Annotated in this window: 20 protein-coding genes and 1 pseudogene; 6 read left to right on the top strand and 15 right to left on the bottom strand. The window is 64.5% G+C overall.

Features of this window, described 5'->3' with window-relative positions:
* Positions 1-23: 23 nt before the first annotated feature.
* Positions 24-1,133, top strand: a complete 1,110-nt coding sequence (locus MKK62_RS06840; RefSeq protein WP_240261777.1) for a GntR family transcriptional regulator — start codon at positions 24-26, stop codon at positions 1,131-1,133.
* On the opposite strand, the gene MKK62_RS06835 is transcribed toward MKK62_RS06840, so the two are convergent.
* A complete protein-coding gene (locus MKK62_RS06835; RefSeq protein ID WP_240261778.1) occupies positions 1,099-2,175 on the bottom strand; it encodes an IS110 family RNA-guided transposase in 1,077 nt (358 codons plus the stop codon). The genes MKK62_RS06840 and MKK62_RS06835 overlap by 35 nt on opposite strands.
* A 425-nt stretch (positions 2,176-2,600) precedes the next feature.
* On the opposite strand from MKK62_RS06835, the gene MKK62_RS06830 reads away from it, so the two are divergent.
* Positions 2,601-2,849: a hypothetical protein gene (locus MKK62_RS06830; RefSeq protein WP_240261779.1), complete on the top strand. Its 249-nt coding sequence runs from the start codon at positions 2,601-2,603 to the stop codon at positions 2,847-2,849.
* A 467-nt stretch (positions 2,850-3,316) separates the two neighbouring features.
* Here the strand turns inward: MKK62_RS06830 and MKK62_RS26630 are convergent, their stop codons facing one another.
* A complete protein-coding gene (locus MKK62_RS26630) occupies positions 3,317-3,688 on the bottom strand; it encodes a hypothetical protein (RefSeq protein WP_491562398.1) in 372 nt (123 codons plus the stop codon).
* Between MKK62_RS26630 and MKK62_RS06820 the strand changes: the two genes are divergently transcribed.
* The 3 genes and pseudogenes from MKK62_RS06820 to MKK62_RS06810 form a co-directional block, all read left to right on the top strand.
* A complete protein-coding gene (locus MKK62_RS06820; RefSeq protein WP_240261781.1) occupies positions 3,623-3,865 on the top strand; it encodes a hypothetical protein in 243 nt (80 codons plus the stop codon). The two genes, MKK62_RS26630 and MKK62_RS06820, sit on opposite strands and share 66 nt — an antisense overlap.
* A gap of 343 nt (positions 3,866-4,208) precedes the next feature.
* A complete protein-coding gene (locus tag MKK62_RS06815; RefSeq protein WP_240261782.1) occupies positions 4,209-4,454 on the top strand; it encodes a hypothetical protein in 246 nt (81 codons plus the stop codon).
* A gap of 264 nt (positions 4,455-4,718) precedes the next feature.
* A pseudogene (locus MKK62_RS06810) lies at positions 4,719-5,217 on the top strand (IS21 family transposase); the annotation flags it as partial.
* Between the two features lie 788 nt (positions 5,218-6,005).
* On the opposite strand, the gene MKK62_RS06805 reads toward MKK62_RS06810, so the two are convergent.
* The 10 genes from MKK62_RS06805 to MKK62_RS06760 form a co-directional block, all read right to left on the bottom strand.
* Complete coding sequence (locus MKK62_RS06805) at positions 6,006-6,236, bottom strand: hypothetical protein (RefSeq protein WP_240261783.1); 231 nt, start codon at positions 6,234-6,236, stop codon at positions 6,006-6,008.
* A 53-nt stretch (positions 6,237-6,289) separates the two neighbouring features.
* Complete coding sequence (locus tag MKK62_RS06800) at positions 6,290-7,180, bottom strand: alpha/beta fold hydrolase (protein ID WP_240261784.1); 891 nt, start codon at positions 7,178-7,180, stop codon at positions 6,290-6,292.
* Between the two features lie 58 nt (positions 7,181-7,238).
* Positions 7,239-7,676 carry a PaaI family thioesterase gene (locus MKK62_RS06795; protein WP_434085032.1) on the bottom strand — a complete coding sequence of 146 codons (438 nt, stop codon included), beginning with the start codon at positions 7,674-7,676 and terminating at the stop codon, positions 7,239-7,241.
* A 364-nt stretch (positions 7,677-8,040) separates the two neighbouring features.
* Positions 8,041-9,642, bottom strand: coding sequence for an AMP-binding protein (locus MKK62_RS06790; protein ID WP_240261786.1), 1,602 nt, complete (start codon positions 9,640-9,642; stop codon positions 8,041-8,043).
* Between the two features lie 32 nt (positions 9,643-9,674).
* Positions 9,675-10,100 (bottom strand): Zn-ribbon domain-containing OB-fold protein, encoded by a 426-nt coding sequence (locus MKK62_RS06785; RefSeq protein WP_240261787.1) that lies wholly within the window; start codon positions 10,098-10,100, stop codon positions 9,675-9,677.
* A complete protein-coding gene (locus tag MKK62_RS06780) occupies positions 10,097-11,263 on the bottom strand; it encodes a thiolase family protein (protein ID WP_240261788.1) in 1,167 nt (388 codons plus the stop codon). Before MKK62_RS06780 ends, MKK62_RS06785 begins: the two co-directional genes overlap by 4 nt.
* 560 nt (positions 11,264-11,823) lie before the next feature.
* The gene (locus tag MKK62_RS06775; protein WP_240261789.1) at positions 11,824-12,261 is read right to left on the bottom strand and encodes a MaoC/PaaZ C-terminal domain-containing protein; all 438 of its coding nucleotides are present in this window, start codon (positions 12,259-12,261) and stop codon (positions 11,824-11,826) included.
* Complete coding sequence (locus MKK62_RS06770; RefSeq protein ID WP_240263788.1) at positions 12,258-12,764, bottom strand: FAS1-like dehydratase domain-containing protein; 507 nt, start codon at positions 12,762-12,764, stop codon at positions 12,258-12,260. Before MKK62_RS06770 ends, MKK62_RS06775 begins: the two co-directional genes overlap by 4 nt.
* A gap of 452 nt (positions 12,765-13,216) precedes the next feature.
* Positions 13,217-14,380 (bottom strand): thiolase family protein, encoded by a 1,164-nt coding sequence (locus MKK62_RS06765; protein WP_240261790.1) that lies wholly within the window; start codon positions 14,378-14,380, stop codon positions 13,217-13,219.
* The gene (locus MKK62_RS06760; RefSeq protein WP_240261791.1) at positions 14,371-15,168 is read right to left on the bottom strand and encodes a FadR/GntR family transcriptional regulator; all 798 of its coding nucleotides are present in this window, start codon (positions 15,166-15,168) and stop codon (positions 14,371-14,373) included. Before MKK62_RS06760 ends, MKK62_RS06765 begins: the two co-directional genes overlap by 10 nt.
* A 19-nt stretch (positions 15,169-15,187) precedes the next feature.
* Here MKK62_RS06760 and MKK62_RS06755 point away from each other — a divergent pair, with 19 nt between their 5' ends.
* Positions 15,188-16,354 (top strand): acyl-CoA dehydrogenase family protein, encoded by a 1,167-nt coding sequence (locus MKK62_RS06755; RefSeq protein WP_240261792.1) that lies wholly within the window; start codon positions 15,188-15,190, stop codon positions 16,352-16,354.
* Between the two features lie 68 nt (positions 16,355-16,422).
* Here MKK62_RS06755 and MKK62_RS06750 read toward each other — a convergent pair whose 3' ends face one another.
* From MKK62_RS06750 to MKK62_RS06740, 3 genes are all read right to left on the bottom strand, one after another.
* Entirely contained in the window at positions 16,423-17,979 is a 1,557-nt protein-coding gene (locus MKK62_RS06750) for an acyl-CoA synthetase (RefSeq protein ID WP_240261793.1), read from the bottom strand.
* A gap of 135 nt (positions 17,980-18,114) precedes the next feature.
* On the bottom strand, positions 18,115-19,269 hold the full coding sequence (locus tag MKK62_RS06745) for an acyl-CoA dehydrogenase family protein (RefSeq protein WP_240261794.1): 1,155 nt from the start codon (positions 19,267-19,269) through the stop codon (positions 18,115-18,117).
* Positions 19,270-19,327: 58 nt separating this feature from the next.
* Positions 19,328-21,346, bottom strand: a complete 2,019-nt coding sequence (locus tag MKK62_RS06740; protein WP_240261795.1) for an acetyl/propionyl/methylcrotonyl-CoA carboxylase subunit alpha — start codon at positions 21,344-21,346, stop codon at positions 19,328-19,330.
* Positions 21,347-21,348: the final 2 nt, after the last annotated feature.

Below are 21,348 nucleotides of genomic sequence, written 5' to 3'. Positions count from 1 at the left end.
GGCAGCCGCACAGCGACGAGCCGATGAGCAGGCCCTACGTGGCCGGTGGTCAAACGCCGATCGCCAATCCTCTCGTTGCCCCGAAACCGTTTGCACAGCGTCTGTCGAGGGCACAAATGTCGGACGAAGTCGCCGACCACCTGCGGTCCGCCATCATATCCAAGAGGCTGCAGCCGGGAACCTTCATCCGCCTACATGACACGGCTGCTCAACTGGGGGTCAGTATCACACCGGTTCGAGAAGCTCTGCTGAAGCTGAGCAACGAAGGGCTAGTGCGGCGAGAGCCGCACCGCGGTTACGTTGTGCTGGCGGTGACCAAGCAGGACATGCACGACATCTGCTGGTTGCAGGACACCATCGCCGCAGAACTTGCCGCCACGAACGCGCACCGAATTGCCCACAGTCATATCGAAGAACTCCAGCGGATCAATGACCGCCTGGTTGTAGCCCTCACTGCCGGCAACGCCAAGGCGATGGCGTCCGCCGAGGCATCGTTTCAGGAAATTCTTGGGCGCGCGAGCGGTCGGACGGTCTTGGCGCGATTTCTTTTGCATGCCCAGCGTTATCTGCGCGCCCAGATTGAGGTCTCCGGTCCCGAGCGGATGAGAGCAGTGGTTGATAGCAACCGTCGGTTGATCGTTATGCTTCGCGCGGGTGACGCGGCCGCAGCGTGTCCGAGTTGTGCGGAAGCTCGCCTCCTCGAACCGGGAAGTGAGAGCGTCATCGCCTCTGCGCAGGGGCGGCACACGTCGGCGAATGCGGATCCAACCGCCGTAGGTCCGCCGGGTGATGCTGAATTCGTTGAACCACAAGACAAGACGATCGGCATCGGTCAACTGCGCAGTGACACGTTGAGCTACTTTGAACGCGTTGCTGAGGGCGCGACTATGACCGTGATTCGCAGGGGCAAAAAGGTCGCACGGATAGTCCCCGAGCGGCGTCAGTCGCGCATGCCTGACCAGTTGCCGGAGTCTGCCCCCAATGTTCGCCGCTCCATGACAGTACCTGTCGCGCTCGATGCTTTACGGACCCTCGCAGGCCGCTACCTAGATCGGGTGGCGGCTGGCGAGACGCTGGCGATAATTCAGGGCGGCCAGATCATTGGGCTGGTCGTATCGCCTGAGCCGGAGTAGCGCGCGAGCCAACTGCCAGAGCTCTCGCGTCGCGGCGCATCCTATTAAAAACAGTCCTGGCGACGCGTCGTTTGACACCACTTATCGCGTAGCCGTGCAGCTTGCGATCCGCGCGTCGACGCCGATAGTACTGTTCTGCCGGGCCGCCCTTTTTGATCTGAATCATCGCGATCTGGTGACAAGCGGCGTTCAGTTGTCGATTGCCTCCCCGGTGGGAGCGCACTCGACCTTGCGTCGATCCCGACGCGTCCGGCAGCGGCGCGAGTCCGATATAGCGGGCGAAGGCAGCCTCGCTGCGAAAGCGCGTCACATCGGCGGTCTCGCCCACAATGCGTGCCGCGGTCACCGCGCCGCAGCCGTAGAGCTCAAGAAGTGACGGTGCACTGACGCGGACACAGTCGTTGAGGCGCTTCTCAAGACCCTTAATGATAGGTGTCAAGCGGATTATTTCGGCGAGTTCGTTGCGCGCCAACTCAGTGACCAGGCCGGACCGCTCGGACAGCCAATCGGCAAGTGCGGTCTGGGTGGTGCCCCACGTGACCGATCGCGACTTGAGCTGGTAGGTCGGATCCAGCTCGTGGATTCGCCAAAGCAGTCGCTGCGTGAATGCGGTGCGATACTGCACGAGATCGTCGCGGTGGTCGACCAGCAGTTTGAGCTCACGCGACCAGACGTGGTGGCGCGCTACGGGCAGATCGGGCTCGCGCAGCGCCGCGCGCGCAGTGGCGAGGGCATCGATTGCGTCAGACTTGCCTCGCTCTCGCGAACCGCGGCGCGCCCGTGCCATCAATTGCGAGGGCACCCTTAACACAATTTGATCACCGGCGCTGAGCAGATCCCGCTCTAGCCGCGCGGTCATCGCGCGAGAGTCCTCTAGGGCCCACGTTACTTGGCGGCCGAACTTTTTGTGTGCCCACCGCAGCGCCGCCAAATGTCCCGTTGTTGAGGTTTCGACTGTTTTTTCGGCGAGCTTCTTCCCGACGGCGTCAACGGCGACCATAGTGTGCGTGCGCTTGTGGGCGTCGACTCCGATCACGATCATGGCTGTGGTCCCCTTCCATGCCGAGCGGCGTATGGGCCGCGCACGCAGCACCTGGGCGGCAACATTGGGTAAAGCCGGCAGTGATCGGCACAGCCTTCGTAAGCCAACGCCGGGTGCCGCGTGCGACCGTCTCCGTCCGTCCGGAGAGCGGCTGTGCTTACAAGCCACGCCAGTCGGTCCCCGTCGCCCAAATCGGCACCGTCTGGGTAAGCGCCCGCCTGGGCGGGGCATGATTTGTGGCAGCCAAAAATGGACGGCCGAGACTTTGCGAGCCTATCGCGCGCACGCATGCTCATCGACGCCGGTGCCGACATGAGCCCGTCGCGCCCGCACGGGTCCAATCCGTCGCTGTGAGACGTAAGTTAGCGCTACATAAGGCCCTTGAGCGATGTCGGAACGCCGGAATCATCGCGGTGGGTTAATCGTTGCGCATCCTGCTCGATGCGGCATGCCTAACGCCCCCGAACGCCGCCGACGAGGTCACCCGCGTCGGAAGGCCCTGGAATTTGTGCGCGAAGGCCGCGTCGGTTCGACTGCCAGCGCCTGCGCTGGACGACCCGTGGGACCGGGCGCTGACCGCGGTGGGCAACGCACTGTATCGGGGTGAGCATCCGTCGCTGGCGGATCGCTCCGAGAGCGAGAGCCAATTATTGGCGACCGTGTTCATCTTGTAGGTAGGTTGTAGCGCTCCGAACATGAACGGGACTGGACCGGCAACCGTATCGATCCTGATGACCCAGGCCGGCATCGACGGCTTTCCCGGATCACTTGCCGCCACGAAACGGGGGGGTTGGTGCCAAACGCCAACGCGACCGCACGGGCATCCCGAGTCGGCAGATGCGAGAGCCGAGAGTCCTCAACGCCAGCCAACGGGTCACCGACCGCGATTCCGGGGCGAGTCATCCTGCATTCGTGAATCCGCGTACGCACCCCGAGTAGCACTGGCCTCCAGAGGGATCCACGCCCATCCGGTCAAGCTGTCCACCGGGATGAACTGCGGAGACTCGGGGGCTCCGACCGAGCCGGCGATCCGTTTGAATGAACTTCTCCAGAGCTACCGGCTCGTCGCCGTCGGCGAGCTTCTCGTACTAGGCCGCGACCGCCAGATGAATGCGGCTGAGCGGCTACCGCGTTGCGGTCGTCATGCAATCCACATCGACGTAGGCGTCATCAAGAAACTCGCGAACTCGCAAAGCGCACCTGCTGTTCTGGTTCTCCAGCCAGCGGTCGCGCTCATCCTGGTATTCGGCGACCACTTGCCGGGAGATGGAGTCAATAGGGCGCAAGGTGGTTTCCGATATCTGGCCGAACACCTCCAGCGCGAGGAGCGCATCGAGGTCGGCTCGGCGTACGACGCGCAGCACCGCGTCGAGCACGGCTTTATGACAAGCTGGTAGGCGCGGACGATCGCGTTCACCGACACGCCGCGCTGCGCCATCCGGCGGGCGTGCTTAAGAGCGGCGGTCGGGGGCTCGACGTGATGCAACGGGATCTCGACGTGATGCAGCGGGATATTGTGCCGGATCGCGGAAAAGACAGTGTCGATGTTGGTTTCGACGGTTCTGTGGAGCAACTAGATCAACTGAGCGTCACCGTACAGATCAGGCACCTGCGCGAGCAGCATCTGCTGCACCCCACCGGTCAAGTGACCCAGCTCGCTGCTCAACTGCGCGATCACCGCGGCCGCTGACGCCGCGACAGCCCGCGCGGTTGGTAGAGCAGCCCTGTGCCTGAAAACATGACAGTAGTTCGCTGACCTGGCCATGTCGGCGAGATTTGTAAACGATCTTGATGTTTTCGCCCTCAAAGCGTCTGAATGCTTGTCGGTTGTCTCCAGGCGACAACTGAGCGGCCAAAGTTGGTCACCGCAGCACGTCGCCACTCGCTATCGAACTCGGTAACTTTCATCACGCGGCGGGAGTCAAGAGAAGTAACTGTCTCGACTCACTCCGTTGGATTAGCTGAACGAAAATATTCACTGCAGATCCGCACGCGCGCGACATGCCCATGCTGCGGAGAAAGCGAATGAGCAAATGCTGGAAAGCTATTTCGTCGTTGCCTTATTCACCTTTTTGGTGCTCTCGCCGCTGATGGTTCCGATCTTCATCACGGTCCAGCCCCAGATCGCTGCCGGCTTCCGCAGCGTGTCCCGGCTGATTTCCCGGCCTCAGCGAACCACCGCGCGGACGCCCGCCATCAGTCATCGCGCAGGCGCTCATGACGTCCAATTCTCCTCTCCCGCAGACCGGTTCCCAGTCACCGCTTCGGTGAAAAGCTAGAACTGCGCAGACTCGGTCGACAACCGCAGGCGCGGATGGTGACACTAGTATCGATCTAGAGAGCCCGGACCGGATCTGAAAAGGAGGATGTTCGGAGAGCCGAGAAGCGTACTGCGTTGTCCGCGAACATTTTCCGGCTCGTTCTCGCCGCTGAACTGTCGCGGTGTCGACTATGCGTTGCACTGTGGAGCACCGCGCGGAGTCTGCGGATGGTTTTGAGGTGCAGTACCGAGGCTTTCGCAGCCGCTGGCTGTCAGGACTCACCACTTCCGCCGGTTGATGGCCGAGCAGAAAGTATTGTGGCGCAATGCGAACCGGCATTAGCGTCGGTCTGTGGCGTAGTCACCAGGTGACTATCTGGTGATGGACCGGCCCAAGCCTCACACGGCTTGATGATGTTCTGCGCGGTGCTGGTGTATTCGCGGTGGCGTTTCGTGTGCTTTGCCGCTGACGAGAAGGCCTCGACCACGCGCGCGACGATCGCCGAAGCGCTTGGGGCGATCGGTGGGGTTTCAGCCAAGATCCTGGCTGACCGGATGGGCTGCCTCAGCGGCGGTGTCGTCGCCAATGTTGTTGTCTCGGAACCGGATTACGTGCTTTTCGCCTCGTACTACGGGTTCGACCCAATTTCTGCCACAGTGCTGATCCCCAATCGAAGGGCATCGTGGCGCATCTGTGCGGCTACGCCCAAGACGACCCCGCGATTCCGCTGCTGACCGAAGTAGTCGTGGCCGGCGAAACTGTTGATCTGCGTGCGCTCAGTGTTCCGTCTGCGTGTATTCCCCCATCGCAGCTGATCCGCAGAAGCGTGGAACGTCACTCGCTCCCGACCGCGTTCCAGCGATCGGCGTTACGACCGCAGGACGGTGTGCCGATCTCACGGTGTCGCATGGTTTCGTGTCTGTGGGCGAAGTAGGTTTGCCGGTCGCGTTTCGCGTAGCGGGCCAATCGGGTTGCGATGTCGATGCCGAGGATGTCGGAGAGCATGGCCGCGGGAAGCTCGGACGCGAGTTAAATCAGCGCCGTGTTGCTGCCGCCTCTTGAGCGGATTCCACGTTGTTTGAGTCGGTTCGCGAAGTGTTCGGGGTCGATCGCGCGATGCGGTGTGCGGCCTGGAAAAAGGAGTCGGCGCTCGATATTTTGACGTTGGGCAGAGTGGATTCTCGAGCTGGACGTGGGAGTTATGTCATGAGGCCGGCGAGAACTGGTGGGAGCAACAGCTCGTGCGCGCCGAGCATGAGGTAGGTGTCTCCTGATGGGTGACATAGGAATGCCGCAACGAGTGCAGGTCGGGCGTTTCTTCAAGCCCGGCCGCCTCGCGCGCCATCTCTTCGGCCTCGTCCGCACATCGCAGTGACTGCCGGTCGCACCGCTCGGTCACCCATAACGCCGGATGCGGCCCAGGGCACAAGCAGGGACGTACCTGGGTGAGGTGGTGGTCGAGCACCTCCACGACCCCGTCCATCTCCGGCACCGTCAAGACGGTGCGGCGCTTGGGCACTCGTCCTCGTGAGGAGTTACCCGTTGCGGACGTAGATCCCGCCGAACCGACTATAGGCCTTGAAGTTGTTCTGGACCGGAATCGCGTAGCGCCGTCGACACACCCTTGCGTTGGTGTTTGCGGGCCTTGTCGGCGCGGCCATCGGCTGCGTCGAAGAGCAGTTGACCTTCGTCGTAGCTGAACGGACGCCGCCCGGCCTGAACCTCGAACTCGTTGACATGCCCGATGATGTCCCATCCGTGCAAGGTATGAGCAGGACAGTCCCAAATCGATCCTCGCACAGAACATTCTGGGAGTGGCGCCGCTTTGGAAGAGGTCCGACCGGCGTCGATGCCTACAGGGTGCAGCGACCGAGGAATTCGGTGACGGTGGCTGTGAAAGCGTCATTGTCATCACCGGCGATCATGTGACCCGTGCCAGACACGTCAACGGTTTCGGCATGGGGGACTAGCTCTGTGAACTCGTCCACGGTGCTCTGAGATACGACGTCGGACAAGAGTCCGCGCACCAGGAGTGTCGGTACCGTGACGCGTCGGGCTCCGTCAATCAACAGATGACTGATCGCGTCGAACTGCTCGGTTCCCGCGGTCGAATCATCACGAAGGAAGTCGAAGTTTGAGTGGATGAACGCTGGGTCCCAACGCCACATCCAGCGGCCGTCCTCGCGTTGCCGCAACACTTTATTGAGGCCGTCGACGTTGTCAGGACGCGCGCGATACGGGTTGTATGCGGCGATGACCTCCGCGGCCTCGTCGAGGCTACCGAAACCTTCGGGGTGGGCCGACATGAACGATACGACACGCCGCGCACCCTGAAACTCCAACCGCGGGGTGACGTCCACCAGCACGACCGCAGCCCACATCTCCGGGGGTGCGAGCAGATGCGCACCTAGAATCGTCATGCCCCCCAGGGAAGCACCCGCCACTGCGGGTGGCTCGTCGGCGCTGAAATGATCGCGCACGGCGATCAGGTCAGTTGCCAGTCGCTCGACGTCGTATCGGCCTTCCGGGTCCCAGTCACTGTCACCGTGGCCGCGCGCATCATAAGTGACCACTGCGTACCCACAGGAATGAAGGCGACGCGCTGACGCACTCCACGCGTGGCGGTTCTGGCCGCCGCCGTGTAAGAGAATCAGCACGGGACTCACGCCATCGTGGCGGTAGTACTCGGCGGCCAACGTGATTCCATCGGCGGTCCGGACGCGGTGCTGCGCGATCGAGATCATGACACGGTAACGGCTGAGCGGGAGTTCAATTGCAGCATGCAGTCGGCGACGGAGACGATCACTGCGTGCTGACGATCGTCACGGTACCTTGGGCGGCGCAGACGGCCTTGTCGCCATTGGTGATGTCGATCCGTGCCACACCGCTGCGCTTGCCCAGTGACACGATGTCGGCGACGGCGACGCACACGCCACTGGATACGGGTCTGAGCAAGTTAAGTTTGAACTCGGCGGTGGCCACCCAGGATCCCGCCTGGATGACGGGGTAGAACACGACCCCGAGGCAGTGATCAACCATCGCGGTGAGGCATCCACCGTGTAGGTTGCCGAACGGTGTCAACAGTTCCTCGCGAGTTTCCATCTCTGCGACCAGTCGGCCGGCAGTAAGTTCGGTGTGCCGGAAGCCCAAGAATGTCGAGAGGCCACCAGCAGTGTTCGCCGATCTGAGCATCTGCTCGGCGATCTGCCGATCGAAGTGCGCAAACTTCACATTAATCATTGCGTAGCGTTTCCCGCCCTCATATTCGTTAGCACCGTCCATGTCGGAATCAGCCCGCCAAGATGTGAGTGCTCGTTCACTTACGCGATGTTACCCGGCGGTGTGGTATGAGCGGCACACAGCCTGCCATTGCGGCATGTATCACGGTGGGCTTGTGCCCCGCAGCACCCCGCCGCTGGCCCTTGCCGTCAATAGGCGCCGGCTGACGAGTTCTCGCCGTTCGAACGTACGCGGCGCTCGGGTCGTGCGTAACCGAGCAACGCGCGCGGCGCCGAGCACGTTGCGGGATCGCGGCGTCCCAGCAGTGAGAACGACTGTTGCAACTATGTGCGGAATTGCCGCCCGCGAGTGACCGGCCAGCGCGTCATTTGTCGAAGTGGCGGCTGTGCTGCGCGCGCAGTGCATTTTTCTGGATCTTGCCGGTGGCGGTATGTGGCATCGAGTCGGAGAACAGTACGGCCTTTGGAACCTTGAACCCCGCGAGCCGAGTGCGCGCGGCGGCGATCAGGTCCTTCTCAGTGAGTACCACGCCGGACTTGGGCGTCACGATGGCTACGACCGCCTCCGACCAGCGCTTATGGGGGAGTCCGACCACCACCACCTCCTCGATCCGTGGCTCGACCTCGTATAGCACCTTCTCGACTTCGATGGAGGCGACGTTCTCACCGCCGGACTTGATCACGTCCTTCTTGCGGTCGGAGAACCAGAGCAGCCCGTCGGCGTCGAAGTGCCCCACATCGCCAGAATGGAACCAGCCCTGCGCAAAAGCCTCGGCCGTTGCGTCCGGGTTTCGCAGATACCCCTCCATGGCGTGCGGGCCGCGGTACACGATCTCGCCGGTCTGCCCGGTCGGCAGGAGTTGGCCGGCGTCGTTCATGATCCCGACCTGAACGTTGGGTACGGGCAGACCAACCGATCCGGCGTGGCTGAGCTGGTGCTCGGGCGGAAATATCGTTGTGAGTGGGTTCATCTCCGTCTGGCCGAAGCCCAATGCAAAGTCGCAACCGAAAACCTCGATCATCCGGCGCAGCTCAGTGTCGGGCATCGGCGCCATCGCGTAGAGCGCGAGCCGTAGGGTCGTCAGATCACGCCTCTCGATGTCGGGGTGATCCATCATGGCCCGGTACATCATCGGCAGTCCGAAGATTTGAGTGATCCGCTCGGTCTCGATCGTGGCCAGCAGGACAGCCGGATCAAATGCCCGCATCAGCACGATCGTGCCACCCATGTAGAGCAGTCCGGTCGTGAAGCCATTGAGTTGTGCGGTGTGAAACAGCGGCATCATCGCCACCGAGCGCTCATCGCCGTTGATCCCGAGCATCAGCGGCGCGTTGAGCGACTCGATGTAGACAGCGACGTGACTGCTCACCACGCCCTTCGGGGCCGACGTCGTGCCGCTGGTATAGAGATAGCTGATCGCGTCGCGATCGCCCACCAGGCACTCTGGCTCGGTGGTGGTCGCGCCGACGACGAATGCAGCGAGGTCCTGCCACCGACCCATCGCGGCCGGTTGCCATGATGCGCTCGTGCCGGGTGCCACGATCACGTCGGTCACCGTGTCGCTGCCTAGCCGCCCCAGGGCTGCGGCGACGAGCTCCGCGAACTGGCTCTCCACCACCACGCCGCGGGCCCGTGAGTGCTCGAGGACGTAACTCGCCTCTGCAGGGCCCCACGCCAGATTGATCGGGACGCAGATGACGCCCGTCTTGGCACAGGCGAAGTATGTGGTCAAGAACTCGATGCTGTTGCCACTGGCCAGCGCGAGGACGTCACCACGCTCGTAACCAGCCGCGAGAAGCGCGTGGGACAGTCGGTTGACCTCGTCGTTCAACCCGCGGTAGGTCATGCGCCGTGCACCGTCGATCACGGCTTCGTGGTGGGGTCGGCGCCACGCGGACCGGGTCAGCATATCCCCGACATTGACCCGATTGGCGATGTTGGCGGCGAGGTCATGGTCCGTCGTCACCGTACTCCTCTCGCAGAGTGTCTTCCGGGTACTTAGGCGGGGATGAAACGAACCATCCCAATATCGCCGATGCGCTCGAACGCCGCGCGCACGGCCATTCCCGCTACTACCGTGGCCGGGTCGCAACCCTCGACAGTGGAGAGCATCTGCGGGCCCTCGGCGAGGCGGACCACGACGACCGCGTATGGCGCCGACCGAGGGAGCTCGTTCCACGGGGGGCGGCTGACAACCGCGGCGGCGAGGACCGTCGCGCTGCCAGAAAGGTCGGTCCACTCCAGCTCGGCCGAGTGGCAGCCGGGACAGAACGGGCGAGGATAGTGGAACAGCAGTCCGCACGCGATGCACTGGCGCACGGCGAGCCGACCCTGGGCGGCGGCTTCGTAATGGCCTCGGTTGAGCTCGTCGATGCGGGGGAGTACCTCGGGGTCGGCTAGTCCGTCTAAGTAGGTGGTGGTCATGATCCCTCCAGGATGACGGTGACGTGACTGCAAAGCATTGATCCGTAGGCGTGGACGACGGCGAGGTCGGTGCGGTCGACCTGGATGCCAGCGGCGCGGCCGGTCATCTGTTGATATGCCTCGAGTATCCCGCAGATGCCCGAGGCAGTTCCGGAGTGACCGAAGCGTAGGAGCCCGCCATTGGTGTTCACCGGTAGTCGACCGCCGGGGCGGGTGGCGCCGTCTCGGTAGAGGTCGACGGCCTTACCACGCTCGGCGAGGCCGAGTTCCTCGAGCAGCATCAGCGGGTTCGAGCTGAACGCATCGTAGAGCTGCGCAAGCTGGATGTCGGCGGGTGTGACCCCTGCCTGCGTGAAGGCGGCTGCACCGGAGCGGACCGCGCCCGTTCGCGACAGATCTGGCATCGAGGTGAGGAACCCGTGGGTATGCCCTTCCCCGATTCCTACCACGTTGACTGGTCGATGCGGCAGGCTCCCCGCCTTTTCCGGCGAGACGACGACCATGGCTCCGCCACCCTCGCAGGGAATGGAGCAGTCGAGGTAACCGAACGGGCCGGCGATGTGCCGTGCGTCCAGCACCTGCTCCAGGGTGAAGCTTCCGGCGTCGGCGCCGATTGCGGTGGGATGCGCCAGCGCCCATTCCTGCTGGGCCACCACGGCCTCCGCGAGCACCTCGCGACCTTGACCGACCCCGTCAAGCCATGCTTGCGCGATCAGCCCGTACAGGGTGGGGATCGAGGGCGCGTAGGGTAGCTCGTAGTCCGGATGGCAGGTCATCGTCATCAATCGTCTGCCGACGTCGCGGATCGGCGGAAACACCCCGGCCGAGACACACAGGACCGCCGAGCATTGACCGGACTGGATCGCCCGAGTAGCGACGCCGAGCATGGCGAGGTGACTTCCGCCGCCCAATTGGACACCGAGTTGCAACCCCAGTTGATGAAACCCGAGCGAATCCTGGATCTCCTCGGACAGGAAGGTGTGCTCGATCGACTCGCCCATCATCGAGCCCACGCAGATTAAGCCGTCAATGTCGGAGGCCTGCATCGCTGCATCGCGTAGCGCGGCAACGGCGGACTCGAGGTGCAGGTCCAAGAAGGGGCGGTCGAGACGGCCGGGGGTGACCTCCGCGAATCCGGCAAGCGTGGCGAGTGGTGCTGGCATGTGATGAGACGTTAGCAGCCACTAACATTCGCGGCTAGCGAGAGGAACTCAACGCGAATGCCGGGTGCCGCGCGCCTGCCGCGTATTGCTAAGCGAAAGAGATCAGACCTTTTCACTAGCCGCCACGCAGCGTCGCAGGACGAAGACCAGTCATGGCCGCATCATTACGTTTTGCGGATTTGCGGGCGCATCGGCAGTGTGACCACACACTCGCCAGATCCGCCGGAGAGGCAATGGTTTGACGGCGGTGATGCTGAACTCGCCGAGAGATCTGGCGTCGGGTCAGTCTAGCTCGGGGCGGTCAGTGGATGCGAAGGACACGCGAGCGCCCGGAGCGCCACCGAGTTTGTGGTTATGCCTAAACGGCGATTCTCGAGTTGATGACGCGTTCCGGCCTCGCCACGCAGCGCAGCATCCGGAGACCGCTGGCATCGAGGGTGTCCGAAGGACTTGAGCCGCCGTCGGGGTTGATTGGCAGGCGCCCGTCAAGACCGAGGAATTCGTCCATGACGTTCTTCCGACCCTCTCCGCGCTCATCACGTGTGAGCCCATAGGCACTTCTATCCTTGCACGAGCTGCAGCGTCGCCTCGCTGGGCACGCACGGCCCTTCCTCGCTGGAGACCATCAGCTCGAGGTCGACCAGGCTGGCGCCGTCCACCTCGCGCTTGCCGATGACGCGCCCGGTGAGGGTGGCGATCTGGCCAGGGTAGATCGACTTGATCATCGAGATCTTGCGTCGGCGCAGCAGCGCGTCGGGACCGGCCCAGTCGCACAGGCCGCGATCGATGAAGCCGTGGAAGAACAGTGTCGACAAGTAGATCGTCTGCTGGCCCTGGCTTTTCGCGTACTCGGGGTCGTGGTGGCCGGGAAACCAGTCCCACGTGGACGCCGCGTTCATGCAGATCCGTTTGTAGGTAATGGGGATCGAGACAGGGGTGATCTCATCGCCGACTTCAACGTCGTCGAAACGCAGTCCGGTTGGTCTGTCGTTGCTCACGGCTGCTCCTCGACCCGATCCCCGTCGTCGCCGGTGATGTCGTACCGGAACAGCACGTTGGTGTTGCGCGCGATCACCTCGCCGTGCTGGTCGCCGAAGGTGGTCAGCGAGGTGATGAAGACACCAATGCCGAGTCGGGTCGTCTTCTCCGGCGAGATCGAGACAATCTCCTCGACGATGGATACGTGGTCACCGATCCGAGGCCGACGTTCCAGCTCGGTGGTGGTAGAGGCGTTGATGATGTGGTGCCCGGGCAGGGGCACGTTGAATGCGAACAGCGAGTCGTCGCGGTGTAGGTGCTCGGGAGTCCACTGAGGATTGAAGCCGAGGGTCATCAGCAAACCCGGTGGGCACTCGTCGCCCTCCCAGTATCGCGGATTCGCATCTTCCACGAGCGAACAGTAATAGAGCACCAAAGACCGGTCGATCGGAAACCAGGCTTGTCTGGGCTCCGAGGTTCGACCGACCCAGGCCCGGCCCTCTTCGAGGGTTCCGAAAGCCATTCCGAGACCCGTGAGATCGGTGGTGGCAGTACTCAAGATCACCCTTTCCTTCGGTGTTGTGGTCCGGCTATGAACCGAACCCCATACTCCCGATGCCCAGCATCTCGCCGGATCGGAAGGACTGTTCGAGCCCGACCCGGCGGGCCATCTGCGGTCTGCCTGGAATTCACCGCCGCAATTGTGAAACGTTCAGGCGGGTAGGCCATTTGGACGTTCAAGACCACGCGGATCGTACCCCACGATGTGCGAATGAAGGGCGGGCTCGCGCGCTGATTTCGGCGAGACGTCGGCGACTTGACAAGCCGGAACGCGGTACGGCTTTGGCTCGGGAACCGCGGAGCTCTCGCCAAGGTGGCATGGGCCTGGTTCAACGGTCGTGGCGGCACTGGCGGACCGATTGGACGCCGCCGTGCTGGGGCGTCGCGCGAAGGCCCGCGGGTGAGTTCCATCGCCTAATCGGGGGCGGAAAGGATCGTGACGACGCATGCTGCAGGCCCGTCGCCCAAGGAACCGCCTGCGTTCTCGGCGAGGCCGATCCGCGCTCCCTGCACCTGGCGCGCGCCGCATCGGCCGCGCAGCTGATCAGCGAGTTCCACGACCTGAGCCGCTCCGGTGGCGCCGATCGGGTGGCCGCGCGCCAGCAGTCCACCGGAGACGTTCACAGGAGTTCTGCCGCCAATGCACGTAGCGCCGTCGCGGGCGAGTTTCGCACCCTCGCCCGCTGGGGCGATGCCTATCTCCTCGGCTATGACGAGCTCGGCGGGTGATGCGGCGTCGTGCACCTCGAACAAGTCGATGCCGTCCGGACCGACTCCAGCTTGCTCGAAGGCGACCCGGGCGGTGCGGCCAACCACGTCGCCGTCGTCGCCGACCCGTGCCGCCCCGACCGCCGAGGCCAGCACTCTCACGGACTCCCGGTCACTACGACGGGCTAGGTCGGTTCGCGTCAACACGCAGGCGGCTGCACCGTCACCGATCGAGGAGCACATCGGCCGCGTCAGCGGGTCGACGATCGTGCGCGCGGCTAAGATTTCGTCGGCGGTGAGCGCAGTGCGGTTCTGCGCGATCGGGTTGAGGCTGCCGTTGTGAAGGCTCTTGGCGGCTACCAGTGCCAGATCGCGGACTGACGCCCCGGTCCGTTCGAGGTAGGCGCGCGCCTCGGCCGCGTAAATCTCCATGAATACGGGGCGGGAGCCGTCCTGCTCCCCGACCAACTCGACGTCGACGGCAGTGGCGAGCGCCCGCGCCGCGCGAGTGCGGTCGGTGCTGGTCATCTTTTCCGCCCCGATGACCAGGACATGGTCGTATGCACCCGAGGAGACGGCCATGGCCCCGAGATGAAACGCGCTGGAACTGGACGCGCAAGCATTTTCGACTGACAGCATCGGTCTGCCTGCTACGCGCGATCCGCCCAGTGCGGTGTGAGCCCGGATCATCTCCTGCCCGGTGAGGACGCCGGCAGCGGCGTTGCCGAAGACGACCAGGCCGATAGCCTCGGGGTCGACCCCGGCATCGGCTAGAGCCGCGTCGGCGGCCTCGGCGGCCAGTTCGCGCAGCCGGGAACTGACGAACATGCCGAACCGGGTGATACCGGTGCCGATGATCGCTACGTCCACGTCGTAACGTCCCTTCTTTCCTGGAGATCGGGTAATTCGTCCACGTCGGGCCACAGCACCCGCTGATCGAGGGGTCGCGCCGCGCCCGAGCGCAGCCGGTCGGTCGTGGCGGTGAGCACGGTGGTTGCGTATTCGGACGCGCTGGCGGCGTCGCCCGAGCCGATCGCGGCCAGGAGGGAGCCGCGCGCCTCATCGGATCCATCCCCCTGTCCCGGTTCCGTCTGGTCGAGCGCGGCGCCCATCCAGGCCAGCGCGGTGAGGACCAGCTCGAGTACGTCATTGCCGGTGGCGGTCGCGAGGAGTCGGTGAAACTCCAGGCGCTCGCGCTGTCGGCGCGCGGGTTCCGTTGACGCGGTGAGACGGGCATGGCAAGCGTGCAGCATGGCGAAGTCTGTCGCGTCCCTGCGTTGCGCGGCCATCCGGGCCGCAATGGGCTCTAGCACCGCGCGCGCCTCGAGCAGGCCGCGCAAGGTCGTGCCGCGGAACTGCAATGCGATGGCCAACGCGCTGCCGACCACGCGTGGCCCAGGCCGCGCGATTCGGGCCCCGCCACCCGGTCCCGTGCGGACGTCGATGGCGCCGAGATAGGACAGCACGCGCAGCGTTTCTCGTAGCGATCCGCGCGAAACGTCGAAGTAGCGCATCAGGGTCGGCTCCGAGGCCAGGCGATCACCGGGGACGAGCCGCCGCGCGACGGCCTCGCGCATCATTCGGCGAGCCGTCACACGGGGTATGGAACTCCCCGACGTGGCCGCGGTCTGATTCTCGACGCTCGACAGACCTGCCATGGTCTCGTAGCCTAGTTCGATGCAATCTGGTACACCAGATAATTCGTTCGTCTTTTCCCCTGAGCACGCAGAATTCGAGGCCGCGGTCGCGGCGTTGGGGCGCCGGGAGTTCTACGACGGCTATCTCGCGCGAGCGACCTCGGAGGAAATGTGCTGGGACGAGCTCAGGGCACTGGGTCGCCATGGGCTGCTCGGGATGACCCTCCCCTCCGCCCACGGGGGACAGGACGCCGATGCCATTTCGGTCGGCATCGCCTGCGAGCAGATTGCCCGTTCCGACTTCAACCTTGCCTACCTGATCTTTGGCTCCGTGCTTCTCGACGGTCTGCTCGCAGGCCTACCTGTACATGTGAGCGAGCCCGTAGTGCACGCGGTGGCGGCTGGCGAGCAGGTGGTGTGCCTCGCTCTGACCGAGCCTCGAGGTGGCTCTGATGCGGCGGGGACTTCGGTCCGCGCCCGGCCCGTGGACGGCGGTTTTCGGTTGTCGGGGGAGAAGACCTCGGTAACCCTTGGCGCTCATTCGAGCCATGCAATCGTCGTCGCCACCGTCGACCCGGCGCTGCGCTCCCGTGGCACGCGGCGATTGCTCGTTCCGCTCGACGACCCGACGATCAGCCGGCAGCGATTTGCCGACCCCGGCTTCCGGCCGCTGAGCCGCGTCGGACTCAGTTTTGACGATACGTTCGTTCCGGCCGACCACGAAATCACCGACGGCGGCAGCGGCTTATCCGCTCAGCTTGCCGACTTCGACCTCACGCGTGCGTTGCTGGGCCTCATGGTCCTCGGAGCCGCCCACCGCGCGATGTCCTCCACCATCGAGTGGGTGCGTCAGCGGGAGGCGTTCGGCGCACCGATCGCCAGCTATCAGGGCGTCTCGTTCACACTCGCCGAGTGGGACACCCAGCTCGAGGCGGCGCGCTGGCTGTGCTACCGAACGCTCGGCTTGCGGGCGGCTGGGCGGCCGCACACCCGGGAGGCGGCGATGTGCAAGTGGTGGGCACCGCGCATCGCTGTCCAAGCGATCAACGACTGCATCATTCTCCATGGGCATGTCGGGTGGTCCACCGAGATGCCGTTACAGCAGCTGTTGCTCGACGTCAGCGGACTACAGATCGGCGACGGGACTCCACAGATTCAGAAGCTGGTCATCGCCCGCCATCTCATCGGCCGCGAGCACGTGGGCTAACCACGCAGTACGGACCACCGCTCGCCGGGTCCGCATTGAACCGCGGTGATCTGCAATCTCGCTGAACGTCAGCGCGCGACGACGCCGCCCTGGACGCCGGTGAAGCGCCTTCTCAGCTCGGTCTTGAGGAGCTTGCCGGTGGCGTTGCGGGGCAGCTCGTTCGTGAGGTGCACCTCGCGCGGACATTTGAAGTGCGCCAACCGGTCGCGACACCAGGCAATCAATTCGTCGGCGGTGGGTTCCCTCTCGGCGGCTGGGTCTGCCACCACCACGGCTACGACGCGCTCGCCCCACTTCGCGTCCGGACCACCCACTATCGCGGCGTCCAGCACGCCGGGGCAACGGAAGAGCACCTGCTCCACTTCGATGGGGTAGACGTTCTCCCCGCCCGAGATGATCATGTCCTTCTTGCGATCGACCAGCGTGATGTAGCCGTCGGCGTCGATTCGACCGAGGTCGCCGGTGTGGAACCAGCCGCCCCGGAAGGCCTCCGCGGTGGCCGACGGCATCATCCAGTACCCCGCGAACACGTTGGGCCCGCGCACCAGGAGTTCGCCGACGGTGTCGACCGGTACGTCCCGGTCGTCGTCGTCCACGATTCGGGCGTCGACGTGCATGGCGACTCGGCCGATCGAGCCGGCTCGCGTGGTGACGCTGGCGGCGTCCAGGAGCGAGACCATGGGTGCGGTTTCGGTCATTCCGAATCCCTCGGTGAAGCTGACGCCGCGCTGCTGCATGAAGTCGATGACGGTCAGGGGCACCGGCGAGCCGCCGCCCATCGCAGAACGCAAAGCCGAGAGATCGTAGGAGTCGAAATCGGGAACCTGGGTCAGGGCCGACCACATCGCCGGCACCATGAACTGGATGGTGGCCCGACTCTCGGCCATTGCGTTGAGTGTGCGCACCGGGTCGAATGACGGGAGGATCACACTCGTACCACCGACATAGAGCAATGGCAGCGTGTGCACGCCCAGTCCGCCGATGTGGAACATCGGGGCAACGGCCACGGTGACGTCGCTCCCGTGCAGGCCCGTGTCGGCGCCCATCACGTTGATGGCATTCCACTGCAGGTTGTCGTGAGTGAGGATGGCGCCCTTGGGACGGCCGGTGGTGCCCGAGGTGTACATGACGAACGCGGGGTCGCGGCCGCCAACGTCACCGTCGAGAGTTTCCGGGCCTCCGCTGGCGAGCAGGTCGGGGTAGGCAATCTCGCCGGTCGCCGCGGCGCCGCCGACTCGGACGGTGTGGCGAACCCGAACTCCCGGCGCGGCCAGCGCATCGATCGCCGGTGCAGCGAGCGGTTCGTGGAAGACGAGAATGTCGGCGCCCGAGTCGGCGAGAATGTAGCCGATTTCTGGACCAGCGAGGCGAACGTTGATCGGGACCATGATCGCGCCGATCTTCGCGCTGCCCAGGAGAATCTCCACGAACTCGACCGAATTCATCAGGAGCGCGGCCACCCGGTCTCCCTTGCGGATGCCGAGCCGCAGCAGGCTCGAAGCCACCTGATTCGTGCGGCGTTCGAGGTCCGAGAAGGTGAAGCGCCTGTCACCTTGGACAAATGCCGTGCGCTGCCCGTTCAGGAAGGCCCGTTTGGCGACCCACTGGCCGATACCGCGATCCATCGATTACTCCTCCGCTGCCGCATCAGCGGCTCGTTGTATCGGGAGTTACTCGGTGAGGGCCGGACCTCCGACGGACACCCAGTCCCTGCCAAGTCCGCACCGGACGCCGACGCGGGTGCCGCGGACGAAGGATATTCAGTAGGACCGTGGCAGTTTCAAGCTGTGCTGCGCCACGTAGTTGAGGATCATTTCTCGGCTGATTGGTGCGGTGCGCATCAGACGAGCAGGGCCCCATAGGGTGGCCAGCCCGTACTCGGTAGCCATCCCGTTGCCACCGTGGGTCTGAATTGCCTGATCAAGTGCCAAGATGCCGGCCTCGGCTGCAGCGTACTTGGCCATGTTCGATGCCTCGCCAGATCCTGAGTCGCCCGCGTCGTGCAGCGACGCCGCCCGTTGGGTCATCAGGCGGGCCAGTTCCAGCTGGATCTTGGCGTGCGCGAGGGGATGTGACACGCCTTGGTGTGATCCGATCGCGACGTCCCAAACCTTGCGCTCGCGCGCGTAGGTGCATGCCTTATCCAGCGCATAACGGCCGATGCCGTTGCCCAGGGCCGCCCCCATGATGCGTTCGGGGTTTAGACCCATGAATACCTGACGCAGTCCGTCGTTCTCGGTGCCAATCAGGTTCTCAGCGGGCACCCGTACGTCATCGAAGAACAAAGTGAATTGCTTTTCCGGCGTCACGGCTTGCACCGGAATGATGGTCTTGGTCAGCCCGGGCGCATCTGTCGGGACGACGAAGAGGCTCAGCCGTCCGCGGCCGCGGTCGTCGGTCTCGGTCCGGCCGACGACCAGGATGGCCTCTGCCTCGTCGACGCCGGAGATATAGTACTTGGTACCGTTGAGTACCCACTCTTCGCCGACGCGCTTGGCGTGGGTGGAGATGTTGTGCGAGTTGGAGCCGGCATCCGGCTCGGTGATCGCAAACGACATGATGATCTCGCCGCTGGCGATCCCCGGCAGCCAGCGGGCCTTGAGTTCGTCGCTGCCGAAAGCCTGGATGATCGTGCCGCAGATGGTGGGTGAGACCACTGTCATAAGCAGCGGACAGCCTGCTGCGGCGAGTTCCTCACCAACGATTTGCATGTCGTAAATGCCGCCGCCTCCGCCGCCGTACTCCTCGGTGATGTTCACCCCGAGAAATCCTTGCTTGCCGACGGCCTGCCAGAGTTCGGTGCTCTTCTCGCCACCGAGAGACTTGGCCACGTAGTACTCATGCCCGTAGTCCTTGGCGATCTCGGACACGGCCTTGCGGAGAGCCTGCCGTTCCTCGGTCTCGTGCAGTTCCATTTCGCTCCTCACTTCACAGGCACCCGCTGCCGCGACCGGCGACGGGTGGTGTTCATCCTCAGGTTTCCTCTGCGGCAGAGTCGGCAGCGCCGACCACGGCGAGCGGGTCGCCGGTGGAAACCTGTTGACCCACCTCCACCGACAACTCCTCGACGACTCCGTCGAGCGGGCTGGCGATGGTGTGCTCCATCTTCATCGCCTCCAGCACGACCAGGGCCTGCCCTGCAGTAACGGTGTCACCTGCGGAAACAGGCAGGCGAATGACTGACCCCGGCATGGGCGCAATCAGCGACCCTGCCGGCTTGAGTGTGCTCGGGTCAAGGAACCGCGGAACCGCGGTGAACGTCGTGGACCCGGCAGGACTGTCGACGTAAGCGATGTCGCCGTCGAGGACGACGTCGTAGCCACGTCGCAGTCCACCGATCTCCAAGACCACCCGTTCGGGGTTCTGCGCGAGCACGGTGACGTCGTCTACGCGCTTGCCATCGACTTCCACCTCGACGCCGTCCCGCAGCAGCGCATAGCTCACGCACCGCTCGCGTCCATCGGCGGTCGCCCATCCGGTGGCCTGCAGTTGGGACGGGTTGTTACGCCACCCCGCGGGCAGCGTTGGCTGGACGGGGGCCGCGACGCGGCGGGCTGCGACCTGAGCAAACGTGGCCGCGACGGCGTGCAAGCCCTCCCCGTCACCATCGATGAGGGCCGCTCCGAGTTCGGCGACATCGTGGCGATCGAGGAATCCTGTATCGGTGCCGCACCCAGCGAATTGGCTGTGTCGCAAAACGCGGACCAGCAGATCTCGGTTGGTGGTGAGTCCGTGGATCCGAGCATCGGCGAGCGCGGCGGATAGCGTGCCGAGCGCTTCGGCACGAGTGGGGGCCCAGGCGATCACCTTCGCCAGCATTGCGTCGTAGTGGTGGCTTACCACCGAGCCGTCTCGCACCCCGGAGTCCACGCGAACCCCGGCATAGCTAGGAATCTGCATGGTGCGCAGTGTCCCGGTCTGAGGCAGATAATCCGCCGTGGGGTCTTCGGCGTACAGCCTGGCCTCGACTGCGTGGCCGGTGATCTGCGGATCTCTCACCTCGGCGGACAGCGGCCGACCCATCGCCACCAGCAACTGCAGGCGCACGAGGTCGAGACCGGTGATGAGTTCAGTGACCGGGTGCTCCACCTGCAATCGAGTGTTCATTTCCAGAAAGGCGAACGTGCCGTCATCATCGCCGCCATTCGCGTCGAGGACGAACTCGACGGTTCCGGCGCCGACGTAGCTGACAGCCCGAGCCGCAGCGACTGCCGCGGCGGACATCCGTTCGCGCAGCTCTTCGCCGACCACGGGGGAGGGTGCTTCTTCGATGACCTTCTGGTGGCGCCGCTGCACCGAGCATTCCCGCTCGAATAGGGAGACCACGGTGCCGTGTATGTCAGCCATCACCTGGATCTCGACGTGGCGAGGGCGCTGCACGTACCTCTCGAGGAACACCGTGCCGTCGGCGAATGCCGACTTTGCTTCGCGGGACGCCGAGGCAACGGCCTCGTCGAGTTCATCGGCCGATGCGACGACGCGCATCCCGCGCCCGCCACCACCCGCGCTCGCCTTGACCAACAGCGGATAGCCGATGTGGGCCCCCAGCTTCCGTAGCTCGTCGTCGGCCAAGTCGGTCGCATCGCCGCCCGGCAGGACCGGCACGCCGGCGGCGGACATCATCGCCTTGGCCGTCAGCTTCGAACCCATGGCGTCGATGGCATCCGGCGGCGGGCCGACGAACACGAGTCCTGCGGTGGCACAGGCCCGTGCGAATCCCGCGTTCTCCGAGAGGAATCCATAACCGGGGTGAACGGCATCAGCGCCGGTTAGATGAGCCGCGGCGATTATCCGGTCACCGTTCAGGTAGGTCTCCGCGGGCGAGGAGCCCGGTAGCCGAACGGCCTCGTCCGCGTCGTCGACGTGCCACGCGTCGGCGTCCGCGTCGGAGTACACGGCGACGGTGGCGATGCCGAGGTCACGGCAGGTGCGAAATACGCGCCGGGCGATCTCTCCCCGGTTGGCGACGAGCAGCTTCGTGATTGCGGGCATCG

Origin of the sequence: Mycobacterium paraterrae (genome assembly GCF_022430545.2) — a bacterium.
Classification (GTDB): Bacteria; Actinomycetota; Actinomycetes; order Mycobacteriales; family Mycobacteriaceae; genus Mycobacterium; species Mycobacterium paraterrae.
This window is presented reverse-complemented; position numbering and strand designations above follow the sequence as displayed.

Coding starts and splice junctions, on each gene's coding strand:
- MKK62_RS06840 (WP_240261777.1), top strand. CDS start 24: ATGAGCAGGCCCTACGTGGCCGGTGGTCAAACGCCGATCGCCAATCCT.
- MKK62_RS06835 (WP_240261778.1), bottom strand. CDS start 2,175: ATGATCGTGATCGGAGTCGACGCCCACAAGCGCACGCACACTATGGTC.
- MKK62_RS06815 (WP_240261782.1), top strand. CDS start 4,209: ATGCTGGAAAGCTATTTCGTCGTTGCCTTATTCACCTTTTTGGTGCTC.
- MKK62_RS06800 (WP_240261784.1), bottom strand. CDS start 7,180: ATGATCTCGATCGCGCAGCACCGCGTCCGGACCGCCGATGGAATCACG.
- MKK62_RS06795 (WP_434085032.1), bottom strand. CDS start 7,676: ATGATTAATGTGAAGTTTGCGCACTTCGATCGGCAGATCGCCGAGCAG.
- MKK62_RS06785 (WP_240261787.1), bottom strand. CDS start 10,100: ATGACCACCACCTACTTAGACGGACTAGCCGACCCCGAGGTACTCCCC.
- MKK62_RS06780 (WP_240261788.1), bottom strand. CDS start 11,263: ATGCCAGCACCACTCGCCACGCTTGCCGGATTCGCGGAGGTCACCCCC.
- MKK62_RS06770 (WP_240263788.1), bottom strand. CDS start 12,764: ATGGCTTTCGGAACCCTCGAAGAGGGCCGGGCCTGGGTCGGTCGAACC.
- MKK62_RS06760 (WP_240261791.1), bottom strand. CDS start 15,168: ATGGCAGGTCTGTCGAGCGTCGAGAATCAGACCGCGGCCACGTCGGGG.
- MKK62_RS06755 (WP_240261792.1), top strand. CDS start 15,188: ATGCAATCTGGTACACCAGATAATTCGTTCGTCTTTTCCCCTGAGCAC.
- MKK62_RS06750 (WP_240261793.1), bottom strand. CDS start 17,979: ATGGATCGCGGTATCGGCCAGTGGGTCGCCAAACGGGCCTTCCTGAAC.
- MKK62_RS06745 (WP_240261794.1), bottom strand. CDS start 19,269: ATGGAACTGCACGAGACCGAGGAACGGCAGGCTCTCCGCAAGGCCGTG.
- MKK62_RS06740 (WP_240261795.1), bottom strand. CDS start 21,346: ATGCCCGCAATCACGAAGCTGCTCGTCGCCAACCGGGGAGAGATCGCC.